Source organism: Pseudomonas fluorescens (genome assembly GCF_018614775.1).
Lineage (GTDB): Bacteria > Pseudomonadota > Gammaproteobacteria > Pseudomonadales > Pseudomonadaceae > Aquipseudomonas > Aquipseudomonas fluorescens_BY.
Map to the genome: position 1 here is coordinate 131,354 of NZ_JAGGOF010000045.1, position 19,880 is coordinate 151,233.

Annotated in this window: 15 protein-coding genes; 4 read left to right on the plus strand and 11 right to left on the minus strand. The window is 63.4% G+C overall.

Annotated features, from left to right (window positions below):
• Window positions 1-81 precede the first annotated feature (81 nt).
• The 3 genes from J7E36_RS12925 (at window position 82) to J7E36_RS12935 (ending at window position 1,876) form a co-directional block, all read left to right on the plus strand.
• A complete protein-coding gene (locus J7E36_RS12925) occupies window positions 82-378 on the plus strand; it encodes a DUF5629 family protein (protein ID WP_215003437.1) in 297 nt (98 codons plus the stop codon).
• Window positions 365-1,540, plus strand: coding sequence for a lactonase family protein (locus tag J7E36_RS12930; protein ID WP_215003439.1), 1,176 nt, complete (start codon window positions 365-367; stop codon window positions 1,538-1,540). Before J7E36_RS12925 ends, J7E36_RS12930 begins: the two co-directional genes overlap by 14 nt.
• Before the next feature lie 156 nt (window positions 1,541-1,696).
• A complete protein-coding gene (locus tag J7E36_RS12935) occupies window positions 1,697-1,876 on the plus strand; it encodes a hypothetical protein (protein ID WP_215003441.1) in 180 nt (59 codons plus the stop codon).
• A gap of 286 nt (window positions 1,877-2,162) precedes the next feature.
• On the opposite strand, the gene J7E36_RS12940 is transcribed toward J7E36_RS12935, so the two are convergent.
• The 8 genes from J7E36_RS12940 to J7E36_RS12975 form a co-directional block, all read right to left on the minus strand.
• A complete protein-coding gene (locus J7E36_RS12940) occupies window positions 2,163-5,804 on the minus strand; it encodes an AAA family ATPase (RefSeq protein WP_215003443.1) in 3,642 nt (1,213 codons plus the stop codon).
• Window positions 5,801-7,045, minus strand: coding sequence for an exonuclease SbcCD subunit D C-terminal domain-containing protein (locus J7E36_RS12945; protein ID WP_215003445.1), 1,245 nt, complete (start codon window positions 7,043-7,045; stop codon window positions 5,801-5,803). Before J7E36_RS12945 ends, J7E36_RS12940 begins: the two co-directional genes overlap by 4 nt.
• Window positions 7,046-7,649: 604 nt before the next feature.
• Window positions 7,650-9,287, minus strand: a complete 1,638-nt coding sequence (locus J7E36_RS12950) for a BatD family protein (RefSeq protein WP_215003447.1) — start codon at window positions 9,285-9,287, stop codon at window positions 7,650-7,652.
• Complete coding sequence (locus tag J7E36_RS12955; RefSeq protein ID WP_215003449.1) at window positions 9,284-11,017, minus strand: VWA domain-containing protein; 1,734 nt, start codon at window positions 11,015-11,017, stop codon at window positions 9,284-9,286. The genes J7E36_RS12950 and J7E36_RS12955 overlap by 4 nt, the downstream gene beginning before the upstream one ends.
• The gene (locus tag J7E36_RS12960; protein WP_215003451.1) at window positions 11,014-12,093 is read right to left on the minus strand and encodes a vWA domain-containing protein; all 1,080 of its coding nucleotides are present in this window, start codon (window positions 12,091-12,093) and stop codon (window positions 11,014-11,016) included. Before J7E36_RS12960 ends, J7E36_RS12955 begins: the two co-directional genes overlap by 4 nt.
• The gene (locus tag J7E36_RS12965; protein WP_215003453.1) at window positions 12,086-12,580 is read right to left on the minus strand and encodes a DUF4381 domain-containing protein; all 495 of its coding nucleotides are present in this window, start codon (window positions 12,578-12,580) and stop codon (window positions 12,086-12,088) included. The genes J7E36_RS12960 and J7E36_RS12965 overlap by 8 nt, the downstream gene beginning before the upstream one ends.
• Complete coding sequence (locus J7E36_RS12970; protein ID WP_215003455.1) at window positions 12,577-13,521, minus strand: DUF58 domain-containing protein; 945 nt, start codon at window positions 13,519-13,521, stop codon at window positions 12,577-12,579. The genes J7E36_RS12965 and J7E36_RS12970 overlap by 4 nt, the downstream gene beginning before the upstream one ends.
• Before the next feature lie 9 nt (window positions 13,522-13,530).
• A complete protein-coding gene (locus tag J7E36_RS12975) occupies window positions 13,531-14,490 on the minus strand; it encodes an AAA family ATPase (RefSeq protein ID WP_215003457.1) in 960 nt (319 codons plus the stop codon).
• A 618-nt stretch (window positions 14,491-15,108) separates the two neighbouring features.
• On the opposite strand from J7E36_RS12975, the gene J7E36_RS12980 reads away from it, so the two are divergent.
• Complete coding sequence (locus tag J7E36_RS12980) at window positions 15,109-15,294, plus strand: hypothetical protein (RefSeq protein ID WP_215003459.1); 186 nt, start codon at window positions 15,109-15,111, stop codon at window positions 15,292-15,294.
• Window positions 15,295-15,596: 302 nt separating this feature from the next.
• Here the strand turns inward: J7E36_RS12980 and J7E36_RS12985 are convergent, their stop codons facing one another.
• The 3 genes from J7E36_RS12985 to J7E36_RS12995 all read right to left on the minus strand — a co-directional run bounded on the left by J7E36_RS12985 (window position 15,597) and on the right by J7E36_RS12995 (window position 19,797).
• The gene (locus J7E36_RS12985; RefSeq protein ID WP_215003461.1) at window positions 15,597-17,303 is read right to left on the minus strand and encodes an ATP-binding cassette domain-containing protein; all 1,707 of its coding nucleotides are present in this window, start codon (window positions 17,301-17,303) and stop codon (window positions 15,597-15,599) included.
• Window positions 17,304-17,509: 206 nt separating this feature from the next.
• Window positions 17,510-18,487, minus strand: coding sequence for an NAD(P)-dependent oxidoreductase (locus J7E36_RS12990; protein WP_215003463.1), 978 nt, complete (start codon window positions 18,485-18,487; stop codon window positions 17,510-17,512).
• A 14-nt stretch (window positions 18,488-18,501) separates the two neighbouring features.
• On the minus strand, window positions 18,502-19,797 hold the full coding sequence (locus J7E36_RS12995; protein WP_215003465.1) for an MFS transporter: 1,296 nt from the start codon (window positions 19,795-19,797) through the stop codon (window positions 18,502-18,504).
• Between the last annotated feature and the right edge of the window lie 83 nt (window positions 19,798-19,880).

The following is a 19,880-nucleotide window of genomic DNA, read 5'->3' on the forward strand; positions in this document are numbered from 1 at the left end:
CGGTTTTACATGAGACATGGCCCAAAGCCCACCCCGACATTGGGCTATCATGTGCACTTCCCAATGAATGACTGATTTCCCATGACTGCCGTAACTGACACTCTGCTCGATGCCCTTCACAAATGCGACATGCTGATCATCGATGGGCTGCACGCATTCGATTTTTCCCTCGACGAACAGTACCAGTTGCACGTCGAGTGCATGAACGGTCGCACCCTTGAGCATTGGCGTTTCACCCCGACGCAAATGCAGGCGGCGACGTTCGACACCGCCCTGAAGCACTGGATCATCACCAGCGATTCGGGCGACCACCATCTGGAATGCGTGGAAGCCACCAGCGGCCACGACGATGAGGACGACGAACATGAAGATGCGTAGTCTCTGGCCGTTGTTGATGGCCGGCAGCGTGGGCGCCATGGGCGTCCAGGCTGGCACCGACGAACACCATCAACTGCTGGTGGGTTCCTACACCGCCGGCCAGAGCCAGGGCATCTACCGCTTGCAGTTCGACAGCCGCACCGGCCAGCTCGATGCCAAGCCGTTGCAGGTGATCAAGACCGACAACCCGTCCTGGCTGACCCTGTCCCCGGACATGACCCGGCTGTTCGTGGTCAATGAGAACGGGCCGGGGCAGAAAGACCCGGTGGGCAAGGTCAGCAGCTACGCCATCGACCCCAAGACCCATGCGCTGAGCCTGATCAACCAAGTGCAGTCCGTAGGCAACGAGCCGACCCATTCCAGCCTCAGCGGTGACGGCCGGCATCTGCTGGTGAGCAATTACTCGGTGGTGGAAGACCCGGGCGGCACCCTGGCGGTCCTGCCGGTCGGTGCCGACGGCAAGCTGTCCCCCGTGGTGCAGTTGAGCAGCCATCAGCCGAGTCGGGTCAACCCCGAGCGGCAGATGTCGGCCCATGTCCATTCGGCGGTGTCGTCACCGGATGGCAAGTACGTGTTCGCCAACGACCTGGGGGCGGACAAGGTGTTCATCTACCGCTACGACCCCAAGGCCAATCCCGAGCTGCCCTTGACTGCGGCGGATCCGGCCTTCGTGCAACTGCCGCCCGGCAGTGGCCCCCGGCACCTGTTGTTCAGCGCCGATGGCAAGCACGCCTGGCTGACCATGGAGATGACCGCGCAAGTGGCCGTGTTCGATTACCAGGACGGGCGCCTGACCCAACGCCAACTGGTCGACCTGGCGGCCGGTAAACCTCAGGCGGGCAGGGCGGCGGCCGGCCTGCATGCGTCCCGGGATGGCAAGTTCCTCTACGTCAGCAACCGCGGCACCACCAATGAGGTGCTGGTGTTCGCCATCGACCCGGTGGCCGGCACGCTGAAAGAGCTGCAGCGCCGCTCTGTCGAAGGGGATCACCCGCGGGAGTTCAGCCTCGACCCGAGCGGTAAATTCCTGCTAATCGCCAACCAGAAAAGCAACCAGATCGTCGTGGTCGAGCGTGACCCCAGGACCGGTTTGCTGGGTAAGACCGTGCAGAAACTGGCGATGGACGCGCCGAGCGACCTCAAGTTCATCGTCCTGCAATAGCCCGCAGGCCCCGTTTTTCGGGGTCTGCGCGGTTGTATCAACGGGACTGATAGTGGCTAGTATTGCAAAGCATTTCAAAGCGGGACGCCCCGGCGCGTAAGTTTGCTTCACGGCCCAACCGGGCAGACAAGCCAACTGAATCCGAGGATTACCGCCATGAACCTGAATCTCTTCTCCGTTATCGCCGCTTCCGCAATCTCCGCCACCGTGGCGCTGCCCGCCAGTGCCAGTGTCGAAATCAGCGACAAACGCAACCACACCCAGAGCTACACCCAGAAATACCTGCAACAAAGCGCCAATTTCTACGCCGCCCTGGATCACAAAGCTCAACACTGAGCGGTGGGTTACGCCTGAAGCCTGCGATCTTTTCATCTTTCCACAAGATAAAAGATCGCAGGCTTCGTCGTTTTCGGTGTTTGAAGGAATGGGTGCTGCAATATCACATGGCCATATTTTTAAATTTTACGCTGATAAATTGACTCCTTTGCCGATAAGGATCGACACATGGCGATGCGTCTGGCAGTGATGCGGACACCGCCCATCCCTTGTGGGAGCGAGCTTGCTCGCGATAGCGGTCTGTCTGTGCCGGTGATGTTGGATATGCCTACGCCTTCCCCCACATTCATTTCACCTCCACGGTGCTCAAGCCATTGCCCTGGCGACGCACCTGGATCTGCACCGGGATCCGCTCGTGCATTTCCTGCACATGGGAAATCACCGCGACCTTGCGGCCCTGAGCCTGCAAGCCGTCCAGCGCATCCATAGCCAGTTGCAGGGACTCGGGGTCGAGGCTGCCGAAACCTTCGTCAATGAACAACGATTCGATTCGGAGCGTGCTCGACGCCATCGACGCCAGGCCCAGCGCCAGGGCCAGGGACACCAGGAAGGTCTCGCCGCCGGACAAGGAATGCACCGAGCGCAGCTCGTCACCCATTTCCGTATCCATCACCAGCAGCCCAAGCATGCTGCCGCCGCGCTTGAGTCGGTAGCGGCGCACCAGTTGCCGAAGCTGGGCGTTGGCGTGGTGCACCAACAGGTCAAGGTTGTAGGCCTGGGCCAGTTTGCGGAAGCGGTCGCCGGTGGCCGAGCCGATCAGCGCATCCAGGCGTGCCCAGCGCTGATACTCGGCATACGCCTGTTCGATCTGTTGCGCCAGGGCCTGGTTGGCGTTCTGCCGGCGCTGGTCCTCGGCCTGTTCGGCGCGCAACTCGGCGTAGCGCTGTTCGCTTTCAACGAATTGGTTTTGCAGCTCGGCGAGGGCTTCGGCCAGTTGTTCGGGCAGCAGGTTACCGTTGTGTTGGGCCTGATGGTTGTGCAAGCGCTGCTCACGTTCGGTGAGCAGTACGCGGGCCTGTTCGATGGCTTTTTCGCTATTGAGCAGGCGCTGGCGTAACTGGCTGACGCCTTGTTCATCCAGGCTGAGCAAAGCCTCCAATGCCGCATCGTCCAGCTCCGGATGGGAGGCGCGCCAGTGGGCGATGCCGGCGGCCAGTGCCTGGTGCTCCGCCTCCAGGGATTGCGCCTGTTCCTGACGGGCCTTGAGTTCGGCAGCGAGCTGCACCAGGGTGTTGCGCAGTTCCTGCAACTGTTGACCGGCCGCTGCTTCGGCGACGCGAGCCTGTTCCAGCGCCTGATCCAGTTGTTGCTGCCACTGCTCGGCGCTGGTGTGTTCGCCCAGCAGCAGCGTGAGCCTCTGCTGGCAAGCCTGCTGTTGTTCAGTCAGGGCCTTGAACTGCTGTTGCGCGGATTCAAGTTGCTGCACGCGCGTCTGCTGGCGGTCCTGTTCCTTCTCCAGGGTTTGTTGGCGCTGAAGTTGTTCGCTGAGTTCCTCGCGCTGCTGCTCCAATTGTGCCAGGCGCTGGGCGATCTGCTGGTCAAGTTGCAGGAACGTCGCGGCGGGCTCGCTGCGCAAGGCGTGCAGGGTCTCTGCCGGCAACAAGGCGCTGAAGTGCTGCAGTTCTTCATCCAGGCGCTGGCGGTCACGGGCCAGTGCCTGTTGCTGGTTGCTCAGGTGCTGGGAGGCCTGTTGGCTCGCCGTTTCGGCATTGCGCAGTTGCTGGGTGAGGCGCGCGGCGTCCTGCTGCAAGGTCAGCAGGGCGGCTTGCCGTTGTTCGTCCTGGTCGATGCGCTGGTGCAGTTGGCTGTTCTGCTGGGTCAACCAGGCGTCGCGCTTGTCGGCATCCTGGTTCAGCAGTTGCCCTGACAGTGGATGGGCCTCGAGGCTCGGGGCGAGGCTCTGCTGCTGGCTGGCCAGGTGTTCCTGCTGCTGTTTGAGTTCCTTGAGCTGGGCGATGACGCCGCTGTACTGCGCGCGCAGGTCGATGACTTTTTCATTGAGCACATCGACAGCCTTGCGGGCATTGGCTTCCTCGCTTTCATCGTGGCGGCCGAGGTTTTGCAGCAAGGCTTCGGGCTGATGGTAGGGGTGCTCGACGCTGCCGCACACCGGGCACGGCTGGTCGTCCTGCAACTGCGCGCGCAGTTGCTCGATGCTTTCGCTGCGGGCCAGGCGCTGACGCTCCAGCAGCTCACGGGTGACGGTCAGGGTCTGTTCGGCAATTGCCAGCTCGGCCTTGGCTTCACCGCCCTCACGTACCAACTGGTCACGCTCCTGCAACGCGTGTTGCTGGCGTTGTTCGAGGTCGGCGCCGCGCTTGTCCAGTTCTTGCTGGCTGGCCCAGAGCCGGCTCAGCTCTTCAAAGGCACGCTGTTGCTTGCGGTTGTCTTGCAGCAGGTTACCCAGCAACTGCACCTGTTCGGCCACCGCTTCCGGCTCGGCGCCCGCTTCTTTGTAGAGCACTTCGAGGACTTGGCGATGGGTCGTCAGCTCCGCCGAAGCGCTGGTAGCGTTTTGCTCCAGGGTGGCGAGTTCGGCCTGGCCCTGGTTCAGGCGATTGCCGATCAGCATCAATTGCTGGAGGCGATCGCGGTAGGCATTCCAGGCGTCGCTGAGCGGCGCCAGGTGGGTACTTTGCTCAAGCTCGCCAGTGATTCGCTGCAGGCGCTCGGCCAGCTGTCCTTGCTGATCAAGCAAGGTATCGATCGTGCGTTGGCCGTCGGTGCAGGCCTGCTGCGCCTGTTCCTGGCGTTCCGCGCCTTGGCTGGCGTCTTTCACGAGGCGAGCCAGGGTGCTTTGTTCGTCGAAGGCCTGACGCAACAATGGCGCAGCGTCGCTGCTCTGTTGCCGGGCCAGGGCCAAGGCCTGCTGTGCAGTGCTCAGACCCTTTTCCAGGTCTGCCTGTTGTCCATGCAGATCGATTTGCTGTTGGCTGAGCTGCCGGACCTGCAACGCCAAGGGCTCCAGCTGTCGACCCAGTTCCGCCTGGCGGATGAATTGATGGCGCTGGGGGGCCAGTTGCTCCAGACGCGTCAGTTTCAGGCGCTCATCGGCCAGGGCATTCCAATCGGTCTGGGCCTGTTGCAGTTGCTCGGCCGCGCTGATCTGTTCGTCCTGCAGTTGGCGCAGGTCTTTGAGCCAGGTGTGTTGCAGCTCCAATTGCTTGAGTTGGGCTTGCTGGGCCTTGAGAAGCTGCTGGGCTTCGCTGAAACGCTGGTCCAGTTCGGCCCGGGCTTCGGGGGCCAGCGGGGTGACACCAATGGCCTGGTCCAGCAACTGCTTGTGGGTTTCCCTGGCGTGCTTGGCCTTGTCGAAGGCGCGGCGACCGAGGCGAGTGTACAGGGCGGTGTCGGTGAGTTTTTCCAGCAGCTCGCTGCGGTCGTTGTCATCGGCCTTGAGGAACGCACTGAACTCGCTCTGGGCCAGCAGCACGGCGCGGGTGAACTGCTCGAAGTTCAGGCCCAGGGCCGCTTCGAGCTGGGCCTTGTACTCGCCTTTCTGGCTCGCCAGCAGTTGATCGTTGTCCAGGTCGCGCAGGCTCTGGCGGCTGGCCTGCAACTTGCCACTGGCTTTTTCCCGGGCGCGATTGGCTTCCCAGCGGGCGCGGTAGCGGCGCCCATCGATGCCGCGAAAATCCACTTCGGCGTAGCCGTCGCCGGTGCCACGGCGCAACAGCGTGCGCGGATCACCGGTGGCAATTTCACCGTCGGCGTCCGGGACCTTGGCATCGCGACCCGTGTTGTGCAGGCGCGGCACGGCACCGAACAGCGCCAGGCACAAGGCATCGAGCAACGTGCTCTTGCCGGCACCCGTCGGGCCGGTGATGGCGAACAGGCCGGCGCTGGCCAACGGTTCGGCGGTGAAGTCGATTTCAAAGGGGCCGGCCAAAGACGCCAGGTTCTTGAGGCGGATCGCGAGGATTTTCATGGCTGTTCGTCCTCCATCTGCACGTCTTGCAGGAGTACGGCAAAATCCTTGAGGGTCTGTTCGTCCACTTCGTTGCCGTAGGTGTCCTGCCAGGCACGGCTGAACAATTCCTCGGGGCTGAGTTGATCCAGTTCGATCAGCGCGGCGCCGTCATCGGCGCGCCCGCTGCCACCGTTACCGGCGTATTCGGCGGCGATCCGCACCAGGCGCACGGCCTTGCCTTGCAGTGCGGTTTCCACCTGGTGGCGCAGGTCCGGTTGCGGCTCGTCGAGACGCACCCGCACTTCCAGCCACGGCTGGCGCTGGACCTCGGCGAGCAGGTCAATGTCGGGCAATGCCTTGAGCTGCACCAGGATGTCGGCCAGCGGCGCCGGGCCCAGCCGTTGCAGGTTGACGGCCCGGGGAATCAGCCGGGGCTCGACCTTGACCAGGTGTTCGCCGTCCAGGGTGATGTCGAGAATCTGGTGCTGGTAGCCGATCTCGGAGAATGACAGCGGGATCGGCGAGCCGCTGTAGCGAATGCGTTCTTCACCGTTGACCTTCTGCGGCTTGTGCAAATGGCCGAGGGCGACGTAGCTGATGCTCGGGCCGAACAGGCTGGCGGGCAGGGCTTCGGCATTGCCGATGATCAGGCTGCGTTCGGAGTCCTCCGACACCGAACCGCCAGCCATGTGTGCATGGCTGACGGCGATCAGCGCCTGGCCTTTCTTGCGCTTGCTGTTGGCCGCGGCGATCAACCATTCATGCACTTGGCCGATGCCCCGCAGGTAATCATCGCCCAACTGCGCGCCGGTGACTTCGGCGGGCCGCAGGAATGGCAAGGCCAGGCACCACGCCTTGACCTTGCCCTTGGCGTCGGGCAATGGCAGCAGCAGGCGTTCGACATCCAGCTGGCCGTCGTCCAGCCACAACACCCGGCCCAAGGCATGGGTGCGCAAGCGCAGCATCAAAGGCGCAGGCAGCTCGATCCGCGAGCCGGAGTCATGGTTGCCGGCGATCATCACGATGGTCAGGTTGGGGTTTTGTTCATGGGCACTGACGATGAAGTCGTACAGCCGCTCCTGGGCTTTGACCGGCGGGTTGACGGTGTCGAAGATGTCGCCGGCGACCAGCAGCACATCGGGCTTCTCGGTGGCCAACTGACGCAGCAGCCACTCCAGAAAACACCCATGCTCGAAATCGCGCTCCTGGCCGTGCAGGTTTTGCCCCAGGTGCCAGTCGGAGGTGTGGAACAGACGCAAGGCAAACTCCAGAAAACAGATGATGGCCGCGGGTGAAGAGGGCGGCTGGAAAAGTGCAGAGTTTACTGGGAAAAAGCAGAGAGGGGCTGCCGAACTTCTGCTTGGATCGTTCCCACGCTCGGCGTGGGAATGCAGCCCGGGACGCTCCGCGTCCCAAAAGCCGAACGCAGAGCGTCCGCAGAGGCGTTCCCACGCAGAGCATGGGAACGATTCGAAGGCAGGTGCTATTTCGGATACAGCGGCGGCAAGCCGCTGTCACCCAGCGGGTCCCGGCTGCGTTCCGCCGTGGGGATCGATCGTTCCCACGCTCTGCGTGGGAATGCAGCCTGGGACGCTCTGCGTCCCCAAAAGCCGAACGCGGAGCGTCCGCAGAGGCGTTCCCACGCAGAGCATGGGAACGATCCGAAGGCAGGTGTTATTTCGGATAAAGCGGCGGCAAGCCGCTGTCACCTGCGGGTCCTGGCTGCGCTCTGCGTTGGGGATTGATCGTTCCCACGCTCTGCGTGGGAATGCAGCCCGGGACGCTCCGCGTCCCCAACAGCCGAACGCGGAGCGTCCGCAGAGGCGTTCCCACGCAGAGCAGGGAACGATCCGAAGGCAGGTGCTATTTCGGATAAAGCGGCGGCAAGCCGCTGTCGCCCAGCGGGTCCTGGCTGCGTTCGGCGGTGGGGATGGTGCGAATCGCGCGCCACAGGTCTTCGCCTTGCCAGTGCTGGCCGGTTTCGCTGTAGAGCGCGCCGTTGAGGCCGTCGAGGGCGTCGGACAGCGGCACGAAGCGCGCGGCCATGTCGGCCAGGGTTTCCGGTTGCTGACGGGCCCAGGCGTCCAGGGCCTGGCGGGTGGCGTGGGGGTCGTTGGCCAGGCAGGTGCGCTTGAGGTCGTCCAGCAGCGTACGCGGGCTCGGTCCGGCCTGGGTCGCGCGCAGGACGGCCGGCTGCGAGCGCGCCCGCCACCACAAGCCGAAACCGAGCACCGTCGTGCAAGCCAGGACGAAGGTACCCAGTTGCCAGTACCACAGGGTGTCGCTGTCGACGGTGGTCATCACCTGAGGTGTACCCGCCGGCGCGTCCACCATCAGGCTCGGGTTGTTCGCTACTTGCAGGGTCCGCGCCGGAAGGCTGGTGCGGTCCAGGTGGTCTTCCAGGGTGTTCCACCAGACCACTTCCACCGGCGGCAGGTCGATGGTGCCGCTGCGGTTGGGCACCAGCGCTTCGCGGTCTTCGCGGCTGCCCACCAGGCCCCGCTCGCTGCTGCGGCTGCTGAGCACCGGTTGGTCGGGGTAGCGTCGCAGGCCATTGATCTCGGTGGCCGGCAGCGGTGGCAGTTGGGCACTGGCCAGACCTTCGGCTTCGAGGGTGAGGCTGCGGGTCAGGGAATCGCCCACCTGGCTATGGGTCGGTTCCGGGCTCCAGCTCTCACTCAGGGACAGGCTACGTGCCGGCAGCCAGGGCACATCGGCCGGGTAGCTGGCGGGCTTGGGGTTGACGGTCAACTGCAGTTGTTCGGAACTGACGCGCATCAACTGGCCGGGTTTAGGCCCCGATGGCGCAGCGCCCTGGGCCACTGGTTCAACCAGGGTGGCGCTGAAGGTCTGGGCCGGGATCGTCAATTCGCCGCTGCGTTGCGGGTAGATGCCGTAACGCAGTTCAATGACCCCGTGGCGCACATCATTGATGACTTTTTCATAGGTGCGCGACTCACCCAGTTGTTCGGTGCGGGCGTCGGGAATGTGCAACGGCGTCAGGCTGCTGTCGTCGTAGAGCGACACCGAGTGGTAGATGCGCAGGGTCAGGATCGCCTGGGCCTGCACGTACACGCGGCTCTGGTCGAGGCTGGCCTCGATGAACACCGGCGCCAGGGTCCCGGACGCATTGCGGGTTTCGCTTTCGATCACTTGCAGGGTGATCGGCTGGGTGCTCACTTCGCCCAACTGCAACGGCGGAATGATCACGGTACCGCTCTGGCGCGGCAGCAGGGTAACGATCCAGCGGGTGGTGGCGCGGTTCTCGCCGTCGAGGGTGGTCAACTGGTTGACCTGCCGGGTGCCGCGCACATCGAACAATGCCTGGAGCGGGGCAAGGTCGGGCTTGCCGAACAAGGTGGCGTCGTTGGATTCCAGGGTCAGCTCCACCGTTTCGCCGGAGTTCAGGCGACTGCGGTCCACACTGGCAGTCAGCTGTGCAGCCTGGACCCCGGAGACCCAGAGCAGCAAGACGAGGAGGTAGGCGGTGAAGCGGGTCATGGGGCTTTTCCCTGGGCCTGATGGCTTTGTTGTTCGTACCAGAATTTACGTCTGAGCAGTTCGCCTGGATTGTCCGGAATCTGGCGCAGCCATTGTTCCAGTGCCTGGCGCTGCTCTTCTTCATTGCGCTGGTCAGCGGCGGGGCGCAGCGGCGGCGTGGTGGTCTGCTCGTCGGGCAGTTCGCTGCCCGGCACGTCCTGGGCGCCGGGTGGCGGTGCCGGGTGCGCCGGGGCCTGGTCGGGTGGCGCTGCCGTTTCGGCGGAGGGTTGCCCCGGCTCCGAAGATTGCGCGGGGGAAGCGGCGTCCGGCGATTGTTCGGCAGGTCCATGTTCCTCGTTTGCCGCCGGCTTGGGTTCTTCCGCGGGCGGCGCCTGCTCTTTCAGCAGGCTCTGCACCAACGCCTTGTTGGTCTGGGCGGGGCGCAGGTCCGGTTGCAACTCCAGCGCCTGCTCATAGGCATCCAGTGCTGCCTCCAGTTCGCCGCTGCGGGCCAGGGCGTTACCCCGATTGTAGTGGGCGCGGGCATCGGTGCCTTCGGCGAAGCGCCGGGCAGCTTCGCTGTAGTCACCGGCCTCGTACAGGGCCACGCCTTGCCATTGATGATCCTCGAAATGCGCGGCGGCCTCGGCCGCGCGCTTTTGCTTGAGCAAGTGCTGGCCCTGTTGGTCGGGGCGTAACCACAGGTCCTCGAATTCGAAGGCGTGGCCGGTCTGCGGCAACACTAACAGCAGCGGCAGGCAGAACAGCCAGCCGCGGCGTCCGGCGCAGGCGGCCAGCAGCAACAGCGGCAGGAGCAGCCAGTAACCCTGGTCAGCCCAGGTGTCCAGGCGCAAGGTCTGGCCATCGTTGCGCAGATGACGCGGACCGTCCAACAGGCCCAGGCCGCGCAGGTCGCTGTCGTCCAGGCGCGCCGGACGATAACGGCCGTCCAGCTCACTGGCGTAGGCCTTGAGCCCCGGGCTGTCCAGGCGCGGTATCAGGATCGCCCCCTGGGCATCTTTGAGATAACTGCCATCCTCCTGGGCCACCGGTGCACCATCGCGGGTACCGATGCCCAGCATCAGCCACTGCGTAGGGGAGCCGTCCAGGACCTGGTGGATACCCTCGCGCTCCTGTTCGTTCAACGACGAAGCGATCAGCAGGATCCGGCCGTGGCCGAGTTCGCCCTGATTCAACAGGGCCAGGGCCTTGGTCACGGCCAGGTCGGCGCGATGACCGCTTTGCGGCATGATCGAGGGCTTGAGGGCTTCGAGCAGGTTGGCGCTGGTGGCCAGGTCATCGGACAGCGGCACCAGCGTATGAGCGCTGCCGGCGTAGACGATGATCGCGGTCTGGGCGTCGCTGAGGTTGTGCAGCAGGTCCAGCACCTTGCGCCGGGCCTGCTCCAGGCGGGTCGGCGGGACGTCGGTGGCGAGCATTTCCGGCGTCAACTCCAGCACCACCACCAACGGGTCGGCGGGTTTCTGGCTGGTCTGTTCGACCCGCGCCCAGCTCGGCCCCAGCAACGCCAGCACCATCAACAGCCAGCCCAGGCCGAGGGCAATCCACGGCAGTCGGCTTTCGCGGCCTTTGCCGCCACTGAGCAGCACCGAATGAAACGCCGCAGGCAAGATCATCTGCCAGCGGCCGACCCGACGCTGCCGATGCCAGAGTTGCCAGAGCAACCAGCCCAGCAACGGCAGCAGCACTATGAACGCGGGGCGCAGCCAGTGCGGCCAGAGGGCGATCATCGGCGCCTCCGCAAGCGCAGGCGCTTGAGGCGTTGGCGCCAGTCGGCATGTTGGGTCGACTGGAACAGTGGCTGGCTGAACAGGCGCTGCAACGGGTTGTCCGGCCAGCGTTCGCGGGCCACCAGCACCATGCTCAACAGCAGCGCAACGGCCAGCGGCCAATGATAGAGCGCCAGGGCGGGGCGGGCCTGGGTCGGTTGCTGGGCCACGGGTTCGAGCTGGTCGAGGGTGGTCTTGATCGCCAGCAACTGCTCACCGTCCTGGGCGCGGAAGTAGCGGCCACCGGTGGCTTGGGCAATCTCCCTGAGTGCCGCCTCGTCGAGGTCCAGGCTCGGGTTGACGCCTAGGAAGCCCGCCGTGCCGCTTTGCTCAGGATCGGCACCGATGCCGATCGGGTAGATCTTTACACCTTCATCGGCGGCCAGCCGCGCGGCGGTCAGCGGATCGATTTCGCCGCCGTTGTTGGCGCCGTCGGTGACCAGGATCAGCACGCGACTATGGGCCGGACGCTGGCGCAGGCGCTTGAGGGCCAGGCCAATCGCGTCGCCAATGGCGGTGTTCTTGCCGGCGATGCCGATGCGTGCTTCGTCGAGCCAGCGCCGTACCGTGCGGCGGTCGAAGGTCAGCGGCGCCTGCAGGTAGGCCTGGCTGCCGAACAGGATCAGGCCGACCCGGTCACCTTCGCGACCTTCGAGAAAGTCCCCGAGCATGTGCTGGACCAGCGCGAGGCGGCTGACCTCTTCGTCCTTCCACTGCATGTCGGGGAAATCCATGGAGCCGGAGACATCCACGGCCACCAGCAGGTCGCGACCGCTGGCGGCGATGGGCAGCGGTTCGCCGAGCCATTGCGGGCGGGCGGCGGCAATCAGCAGCAGCAACCAGAGCAGGATGAAAGGCGCCTGCTGACGCCAGCTCGGCAGGTGGGACCTGGCCCGCCGCCCGACCAGGCCTTCGAGGTCGCCCAGGAAACTGACCTTGAGCGCCGGCTCGCCGCTGTCGGCCGCCGGCAGCACCAGGCGCATCAGCCACGGCAGCGGCAACAGGGCGAAGATCCATGGCCAGGCGAATTCAAACATGTTTGCGAATCCAGATGTCGACCGCCTGGGTCAGGCCGGCAATGGCTTTGTCGTCCAGTTTGCATTCGGGTTTGTAGGCACCTTCGACCAACACCATCCAGCGGGTCAGGCCGGCAGCCGGGCAGCGATTATCCAGGAAGGCCAGCCACTTGCGCCCATTGAGGGTGTGGCTCTGACTGTAGGGGTAGTGATTGCGGCACAGGCGCTTGAGCAGGCCATTGAGCTGTTGCAGCCAGGCGCCGGCCGGCGCGCCATCGTAGGGCTTGGGCAGCAGGGCGAGTTCGGCCAGGGCGGCGAGGCGCACCGGGTCCAGGGGTTGTTCGGTGCGCGGCGTGTCGCGCTTGGCGGGCAGGAAGCGGCGCAACTGCCACAGCCCCAGGCCCAGCAATGGCAACAACACCAGCAGCAGCCACCAGCCCGGCGCGGGCGGCCAGAAGCCGATCGGCGGCGGGGCCATCAGCGGCTGCAATTGATCGAGGCTGCTCATCGGCTTTTCCCGGCCCGCTTGGGGTTCAGGTACTCGCGCAACTGTTCGACCATGTCGCCTTGAGTGCTCAAGGGCATCATCAGGATCCGCAGCTTTTGCGCGAGTATTTCCCAGCGTTCCTGACGGGCCTCGGCCTGGGCGCGATAGGCCTGGCGCAGGTCGAAATTCAGGGTGTCGAGTTCCAGTTGCGCGCCGCGCTGGGCGAAACGCAGCAAGCCGGCGGCGGGCAGGGCGTGGTCCAGCGGGTCGGAAAGCGGCAGCAACAACAGGTCGCAATGGCGCGAGAGCAGGCTCAGTTGCTGCTCGGCGCTGTCGGACAGCGCACGTTCGTCACAAATGACGATCGCCAGGCTGCCGGGCCGCAGCACTTCCCGGGCCCGGCGCAGGGCAATGCCGAATGAATCGCGGTCCGGCTCGCCTTCGGCGTGCAGCGACTGGTTGACCCGCACCAGGCGGTTGAGCAATTGCAAAAGGCTCTGTTTGCTGCGCCTGGGCTTGACCTCGTAGTGGGTGTTATTGCCAAACACCAGGCCGCCAACCCGGTCGTTGTGCCCCAGTGCGGCCCAGCCGATCAGGCTGGCGGCCTGGGCGGCGAGCACCGATTTGAACATCAGCCCTGAACCGAAGAACAGGCGGTGGCTCTGCTCGATCATGATGAAGATCGGCCGTTCGCGTTCTTCGTGGAACAGTTTGGTGTGGGGTTCCTGGGTCCGCGCAGTGACGCGCCAGTCAATCGTGCGCACGTCGTCGCCGGCCTGGTACACCCGCACCTGATCGAAATCCACCCCGCGCCCGCGCAGCTTGGAGTGATGCAGGCCGATCAGCGGGCTGCGCTGGCCAGGGGTCGAGAACAACTGCACTTCGCGCACGCGATGACGCATCTCGATCAGCTCCGAAAGGCTGACGCGGATGCCCGGTGCGGGCGCCAATGGGTTATTCATGAGGCATGCTCAAGCGACAGCGACGACGTCGAGAATCCGCTGCACCACGCGGTCCTGATCGATACCGGCAGCTTCGGCCTCGAACGACAGGATGATGCGATGGCGCAGCACGTCGAACAGCACGGCCTGGATGTCCTCCGGGCTGACGAAGTCGCGACCGGCCAGCCAGGCGTGGGCGCGGGCGCAGCGATCGAGGGCGATGGAGCCACGAGGGCTGGCGCCGTAGGCGATCCATTCGGCCATCTCCGGGTCGAACTTGGCCGGGTTGCGAGTCGCCATGATCAGTTGCACCAGGTATTCCTCCACGGCGTCGGCCATGTACAAGCCAAGGATCTCCTTGCGCGCAGCGAAAATCGCCTGCTGGCTCACCCGGCGCTCGGGCTTGGCTTCGCCGTTCAGCGCTTCACCCCGGGCCTGCTGCAGGATCCGGCGTTCCACCGCCGCGTCCGGGAAACCGATCTTGACGTGCATGAGGAACCGGTCGAGCTGGGCTTCGGGCAGCGGGTAGGTGCCTTCCTGCTCGATCGGGTTCTGCGTGGCCATCACCAGGAACAGCGGCGACAGTTCATAGGTACTGCGCCCAACGCTGACCTGCCGCTCGGCCATGGCTTCAAGCAGCGCGGACTGGACCTTGGCCGGCGCACGGTTGATTTCATCCGCCAGCACCAGGTTGTGGAAGATAGGCCCCTGCTGGAAGACGAAACTGCCGGTTTCCGGCCGATAGATTTCCGTGCCGGTGATGTCGGCGGGCAACAGGTCGGGGGTGAACTGGATGCGATGGAACTGCGCTTCGATGCCTTCGGCCAGCTCTTTGATGGCCTTGGTCTTTGCCAGCCCCGGCGCGCCTTCCACCAGCATATGGCCGTCGGCGAGCAGGGCGATGAGCAGGCGCTCGATGAGTTTTTCCTGGCCGAGGATCTGCGTTGAGAGAAAGGTTCGCAGCGCCAGCAGCGCTTCACGATGTTCCATCGGTGACTGTTCCTGGAAAGGGTGGCCCCTGGCGTTCGGATAACGTCGGGGCTGGGGGCGTTACTTTAATGCATGGCGGGGCGTGGCGACTAACGGGATTTTGATCAGGTGTGCACAATTGTGATCGGCTTGGAAACATTGTGGGGGTGGGCTTGCTTGCGATGACGGCAGTTCATCCAACACCTGTGCAAGCTGACCCACCGCCATCGCGAGCAGGCTCGCTCCCACAGGGGTTAGGGGTGAGCGCAAATTTTTCGGCTGACCCCGGACCTTGTGGGAGCCGGGCTGAACTGGCCTAATGATTTTGGACGCCATCATAGCGCCTGATTGAAGTGTCCAAAATCATTAGGCCAGTTCAGCCTGCTCGCGATAGCGGCAGCAAAGGCACTGCTAATGCCGGATCTCATCCAGCAACAATTCAACCGCTGGCCTGCTCACCAGCTCCCGCCACGGGCCGTCATCCACGATCACGCCCGTTGAATCGTGGGAAGTAAGCGATGTCAGCTTGTAGGAACCTGTCAGTCCTGACAGTAGACGCTTGATTTGGCCCGAGTTATAGATTGGCTGGTGGCAGATTAGCGCCTGCGGAATCCATCCCAATCAAGAGAGGAGACTGTTATGGACTACCCAAAAGATCGCCCCTTCAAAGGGTACATAATTCGTCAGCACGACCCGGCCTATCAGCTGTATGACAATACATTTCAAGGATTGGACTCGAATAAAGAGCCGATCACCGGGTTCTGCAAAACTGCAGAGGAAGTGGAGGCGCTGATCATTGAATACATTAATGATGAGTCTATATGACAGGCCATGGTCAGAAGGGCGGATACCACTCAGGCAAGCGCACTAACCCTGTGGCGAGGGAGCAAGCTCCCTCGCCACAGGAGCCAGTGACACCCTCACAATCCAGGGACAACCCCAGAACCTGTGGGAGCCGAGCTTGCTCGCGATGGCGGCGGTACATCTAACATAGATGTCAGCTGAACCACCGCCATCGCGAGCAAGCTTTGCTCCCACATTAGGCCGGTGGTAATCCCTCAAACCCTAGGCACACCGCAAGTCCTGTGGGAGCGAGCCTGCTCGCGATGGCGGCAACAAAGGCACCACTAATGCCGGATCTCATCCAGCAACAATTCAATCGCCGGCCTGCTCACCAGCTCCCGCCACGGGCCGTCATCCACGATCACTCCGCCGTCCATCACAATGACCCGATCAAAACGATGCAGATGGTCGACATCATGGGTCACGCAGATGAGCCCCCGATCGGCAAACACCTCGAACAACAGGTCCCACAGCGGCGCGGCCAACCTGGGTTCGATGGATGCACTGGGCTCGTCGAACAGGTTGAACGTCCCCGGCTTGTTGATCAGCCGCAGCAGTGACAGGCGCTTGGCCTCGCCGCCGGAAATATTCGCTGCGTTCTCACTGATGTGCCGTCCTGTAACGTCCTCGAGTTGCAGCTGCCGTATGGCGTGAGACAGCAGCGGTGACACGTCGCCGCCGAACAGCACCGACCTTTCAAAAAGGCCTTCGAGAAACCGTGGTTGTTGAGGGCAGTACCTCAAGGCAGACAGGTGTGCTCGGCGCGTCAATAGCGAAACCGATATCGAATCGATACTCAGGTGGTCTCGCGTCAACGCGTCGAGCCCGGCGAGCACTTCCAGAAAGGTGGATTTGCCTGCGCCGCTTGGTCCCGTAATGGCCACCGATTGGCCTTGGCTAAAAATCAGCGACTGCTTGATGGACAGACGAGGTTCACCCGTTTCGGTCACGGTGCAGGGCGTGAGTTCCAATATTGAATCGCCGTCAAAATCCATGTCTGTCTGCCGGTCGCAATGATCGAAATCCGCCAGCGATAGCAAACCCTGGAACTGCCGCTGATCCGCCAGGAACTGATCAAGCACCCGATAGCCTTCGGTCAAGGTGGCGATACTGAGCAGATAAGTCCCTGCAATGGAGAAAATGGCAACCAGTTGTCCGACACTGAGGCTGGGTTGGCCCGACAGTTGGTCCACGACACCCCACCACAGCAACCCGCCGGTGGACAGGCTGACGAACAGGATTTTGGCAGCACTCAGGAGCCCCCCTGAAGAAGCCGTGGTCACCGCAGCCGTGGCGTATCGCTCGAACGCCTGGTTCAACGGCAGCATTGCCGTAGACTCGGCACATTCCAGTTTGATGGCTTTACCGGCGTTGAGGGTGTTGTACAGGCGGGCACTGAGTTCATCTTCCTGCTCGTTGACCGCGTCGATGTGTTTTCGGCGCCAGCGGATAATCCTGTGGGTCACCACCAGGTAGATGACTCCGAGCCCGGTCATGCTCAGGAAAACACCACTGCCCCCCATATAAAGGAAAGCACCGCCCACCACGACAAACTCCAGGCACACCGGCAGGGCGACGGTGACCAGGAATGTCAGCAGCTGCTCGTGCGCGGTGATCCCACGCTCAACCGACTTGATGAAGTGACCGATTCGCCACGAATCGAACAGAGCGAATTCCTTGCGTATCAGGCGCCTGATCCAGCCAATGGAGGCCGTCATGACAATGTGTTGAACCAGTTTGCACAGCACATGGATTTGCAGCGGGCTGATGATGGCGTGAATGCAACCGGCGACAATCAGGCCCGCCGTCAGCATCAACAGTGTATTGGACGCTACGGTTGCGTCGCCCTGCAGCGTATCGATGATTGTTCCAAGGAGCAGTGGCGGAGCGAGCACGATGAGCTTTAGCGCCAGGATCGTGACGAGGGTCGTTACCAGAAGTGCCGTATGTTTCTGGTAAGCGCTTTTGATCATGGTTTGTATGGCGTACAAGCACTCGCTCCCGATTGCTTTGTGTTCATCGCGAAGCGATCACCTGGCGTGTTTTCGCAGGTGATTAATTAGTAGCAGCCGGGATATGGATGGGCTATGGCGCAGCTTCCGACGCTAGCGTAGGTCGGTTCCTGGATCTCGGTAGGAAGCGCCCCCTTGCCATCGCAAACCCGCTCACGATGGCAACGATGCCGGCGAAAAACCACTCAGCGATGCCACGCCCCCGGGTTCACCAGGTTCACCGGCCGTTCTCCCGCCAGCGCCATCAGCAGGTTATCCACCGCACAACGTGCCATCGCTTCCCGTGTCTCGTGGGTGGCCGAGCCCATGTGCGGGGTGGCCACCACGTTGTCCAGTTGCAGCAGTGGCGAGTCTGCGCTCAAGGGTTCGCGCTCGAACACGTCCAGGCCGGCGCCACGGATCTGGCCGTTGCGCAGGGCGTCGATCAGTGCCGTTTCGTCCACCACTTTGCCCCGGGAGATGTTGATGAAAAGGGTCTCGGGGCGCATCTGGGCGAACGCTTGTGCATTGATCAACCCTTCGGTCTCGGCCGTTAACGGCAAGGTCAGGCAAACGAAATCCGCCTGCCGCAGCAGCGTGTCGAGGTCACAATAGCGCGCATTGAATCGCTGCTCGACCGCCGGTTTGGGCGAGTGGCTGTGGTAGATCACCGGCATGCCGAAGCCGAAGTGACCGCGTTGGGCCAGGGCTTCGCCGATGCGGCCCATGCCGATGATGCCCAGGGTCTTGCCATGGACATCGCTGCCGAAATGCTCGGGGCCGATGCTTTTTTGCCATTGGCCCGCGCGGACCAGGTTGGCCAGTTCCACCACGCGCCGGGCCGTTGCCAGGATCAGGGCAAAGCCGGTGTCGGCGGTGGTCTCGGTGAGTACGTCCGGTGTATTGCTGAGCAGGATCCGCCGTTCTGTCAGGTAATCGATGTCGTAGTTGTCGACGCCTACCGAGACGCTGGCGATGGCTTGCAGGTTCGGCGCCAGGTCGAGCAACGGCGCATCCAGCTTGAGGCTGGCACCGAGCAGGCCGTGGGCGCTGGGCAGGGCGTCGCGCAGTTGCGCCAGGCCCTGGGCGTCGAGGCGTTCGATGAAGGTGACCTCGGCCTGCGCTTGCAGGCGGGCCATCAGTTGCGCGGACAGCGCCTTGTACAACACCACGTGCTTTTTCATGGGAAGGTCTCGATTCAGGAGTGGGCGGGCGCCGGCTGCGGCGCGGGTTTGGAAGGGACGCGGTCGCTGGCGCCGGGCTTGAGGGCCAGGGTAAGCACCACGGACAGCAGCAATGCGCCGCTCATCAGCAGGAAGGACATGCCCGGCGAGCCAGTGGAGCCGTTGAGGTAGCCCACCATGTACGAGCCGCCGAACGAACCCAGCGCGCCCATGCTGTTGATCAGCGCCATGGCGCCGCCGGCGACGTTGGCCGGGAGGATTTCCGGCACGATGGCGAAGAACGGCCCGTAGGGCGCATACATGCACGCGCCGGCGATCACCAGCAGGCTGTAGGACCACCAGAAATGTTCAGGCCCCAGCAGGTAGGAGGCGTAGAACGCAACCGAGGCGATCAGCAGTGGCGGCCAGACGAAGCGTTTGCGCTTCTGGGCCTTGTCCGACGCCCATGACACGCCCAGCATGCCGATTACAGCCGCCAGGTACGGCAACGACGACAACCAGCCGGCCTCGACCATGCTCATCTGCAAGCCGGCCTTGAGGATGGACGGCAGCCACAGCACGAACCCGTAGACGCCGATGCTCCAGCAGAAAAATTGCAACGCCAGGAGGATGACCTTGGGCGAGCGGAAGGCCTCGGCGTAGTTCTTCACTGCCTTGATGCCGACCTGTTCGGCCGCCAGCGCGCTTTCCAGGTCGTGTTTTTCCTGGTCGCTGAGCCACTTGGCCTGGGCCGGGCGATCATCCGCCAGGCGCCACCAGATAAAGGCCCAGAGCACCGCCGGCAGGCCTTCGATGATGAACATCCAGCGCCAGTCGAATTGCTGCACCAGATAACCCGATACCACCGACATCCACAGCATGGTCACCGGGTTGCCCAGGATCAGGAAGGTATTGGCCCGCGAGCGTTCGGCCCGGGTGAACCAGTGGCACAGGTACACCAGCATGGCGGGCATCACGGCGGCTTCGACCACACCGAGCATGAAGCGGATCACGATCAGCCAGTAGGCGTTGGACACCACGCCGGTCAAGGTGGCCAGCGAGCCCCAGAGGATCAGGCTGACGAAGATCAGCTTCTTCACGCTGTGTTTCTGCGCGTAGATTGCCCCTGGCACCTGGAAGAAAAAGTAGCCGAGGAAAAACAGCGCGCCGAGCAATGACGACAGCCCTGGGGTGATCATCAGGTCCTTGGCCATGCCCGAGGCGGCGGCGAAGCCGTAGTTGGCCCGGTCCAGGTAGGCCAGGCTGTAGGTGATGAACACGATGGGCATGACGTACCACCAGCGGCGGGTGGCGAGGTTGAGCGTTTGCATGTCGTTGACTCCTGAGCTTGTTGTTTTTGTTGCAGCAGGTGTATTTGCGGTGTGCTTCAGGCCTTTATCGCGAGCAGGCTCGC

Coding starts and splice junctions, on each gene's coding strand:
- J7E36_RS12930 (WP_215003439.1), top strand. CDS start 365: ATGAAGATGCGTAGTCTCTGGCCGTTGTTGATGGCCGGCAGCGTGGGC.
- J7E36_RS12925 (WP_215003437.1), top strand. CDS start 82: ATGACTGCCGTAACTGACACTCTGCTCGATGCCCTTCACAAATGCGAC.
- J7E36_RS12990 (WP_215003463.1), bottom strand. CDS start 18,487: ATGAAAAAGCACGTGGTGTTGTACAAGGCGCTGTCCGCGCAACTGATG.
- J7E36_RS12975 (WP_215003457.1), bottom strand. CDS start 14,490: ATGGAACATCGTGAAGCGCTGCTGGCGCTGCGAACCTTTCTCTCAACG.
- J7E36_RS12935 (WP_215003441.1), top strand. CDS start 1,697: ATGAACCTGAATCTCTTCTCCGTTATCGCCGCTTCCGCAATCTCCGCC.
- J7E36_RS12980 (WP_215003459.1), top strand. CDS start 15,109: ATGGACTACCCAAAAGATCGCCCCTTCAAAGGGTACATAATTCGTCAG.
- J7E36_RS12970 (WP_215003455.1), bottom strand. CDS start 13,521: ATGAATAACCCATTGGCGCCCGCACCGGGCATCCGCGTCAGCCTTTCG.
- J7E36_RS12940 (WP_215003443.1), bottom strand. CDS start 5,804: ATGAAAATCCTCGCGATCCGCCTCAAGAACCTGGCGTCTTTGGCCGGC.
- J7E36_RS12960 (WP_215003451.1), bottom strand. CDS start 12,093: ATGTTTGAATTCGCCTGGCCATGGATCTTCGCCCTGTTGCCGCTGCCG.
- J7E36_RS12995 (WP_215003465.1), bottom strand. CDS start 19,797: ATGCAAACGCTCAACCTCGCCACCCGCCGCTGGTGGTACGTCATGCCC.
- J7E36_RS12965 (WP_215003453.1), bottom strand. CDS start 12,580: ATGAGCAGCCTCGATCAATTGCAGCCGCTGATGGCCCCGCCGCCGATC.
- J7E36_RS12950 (WP_215003447.1), bottom strand. CDS start 9,287: ATGACCCGCTTCACCGCCTACCTCCTCGTCTTGCTGCTCTGGGTCTCC.
- J7E36_RS12955 (WP_215003449.1), bottom strand. CDS start 11,017: ATGATCGCCCTCTGGCCGCACTGGCTGCGCCCCGCGTTCATAGTGCTG.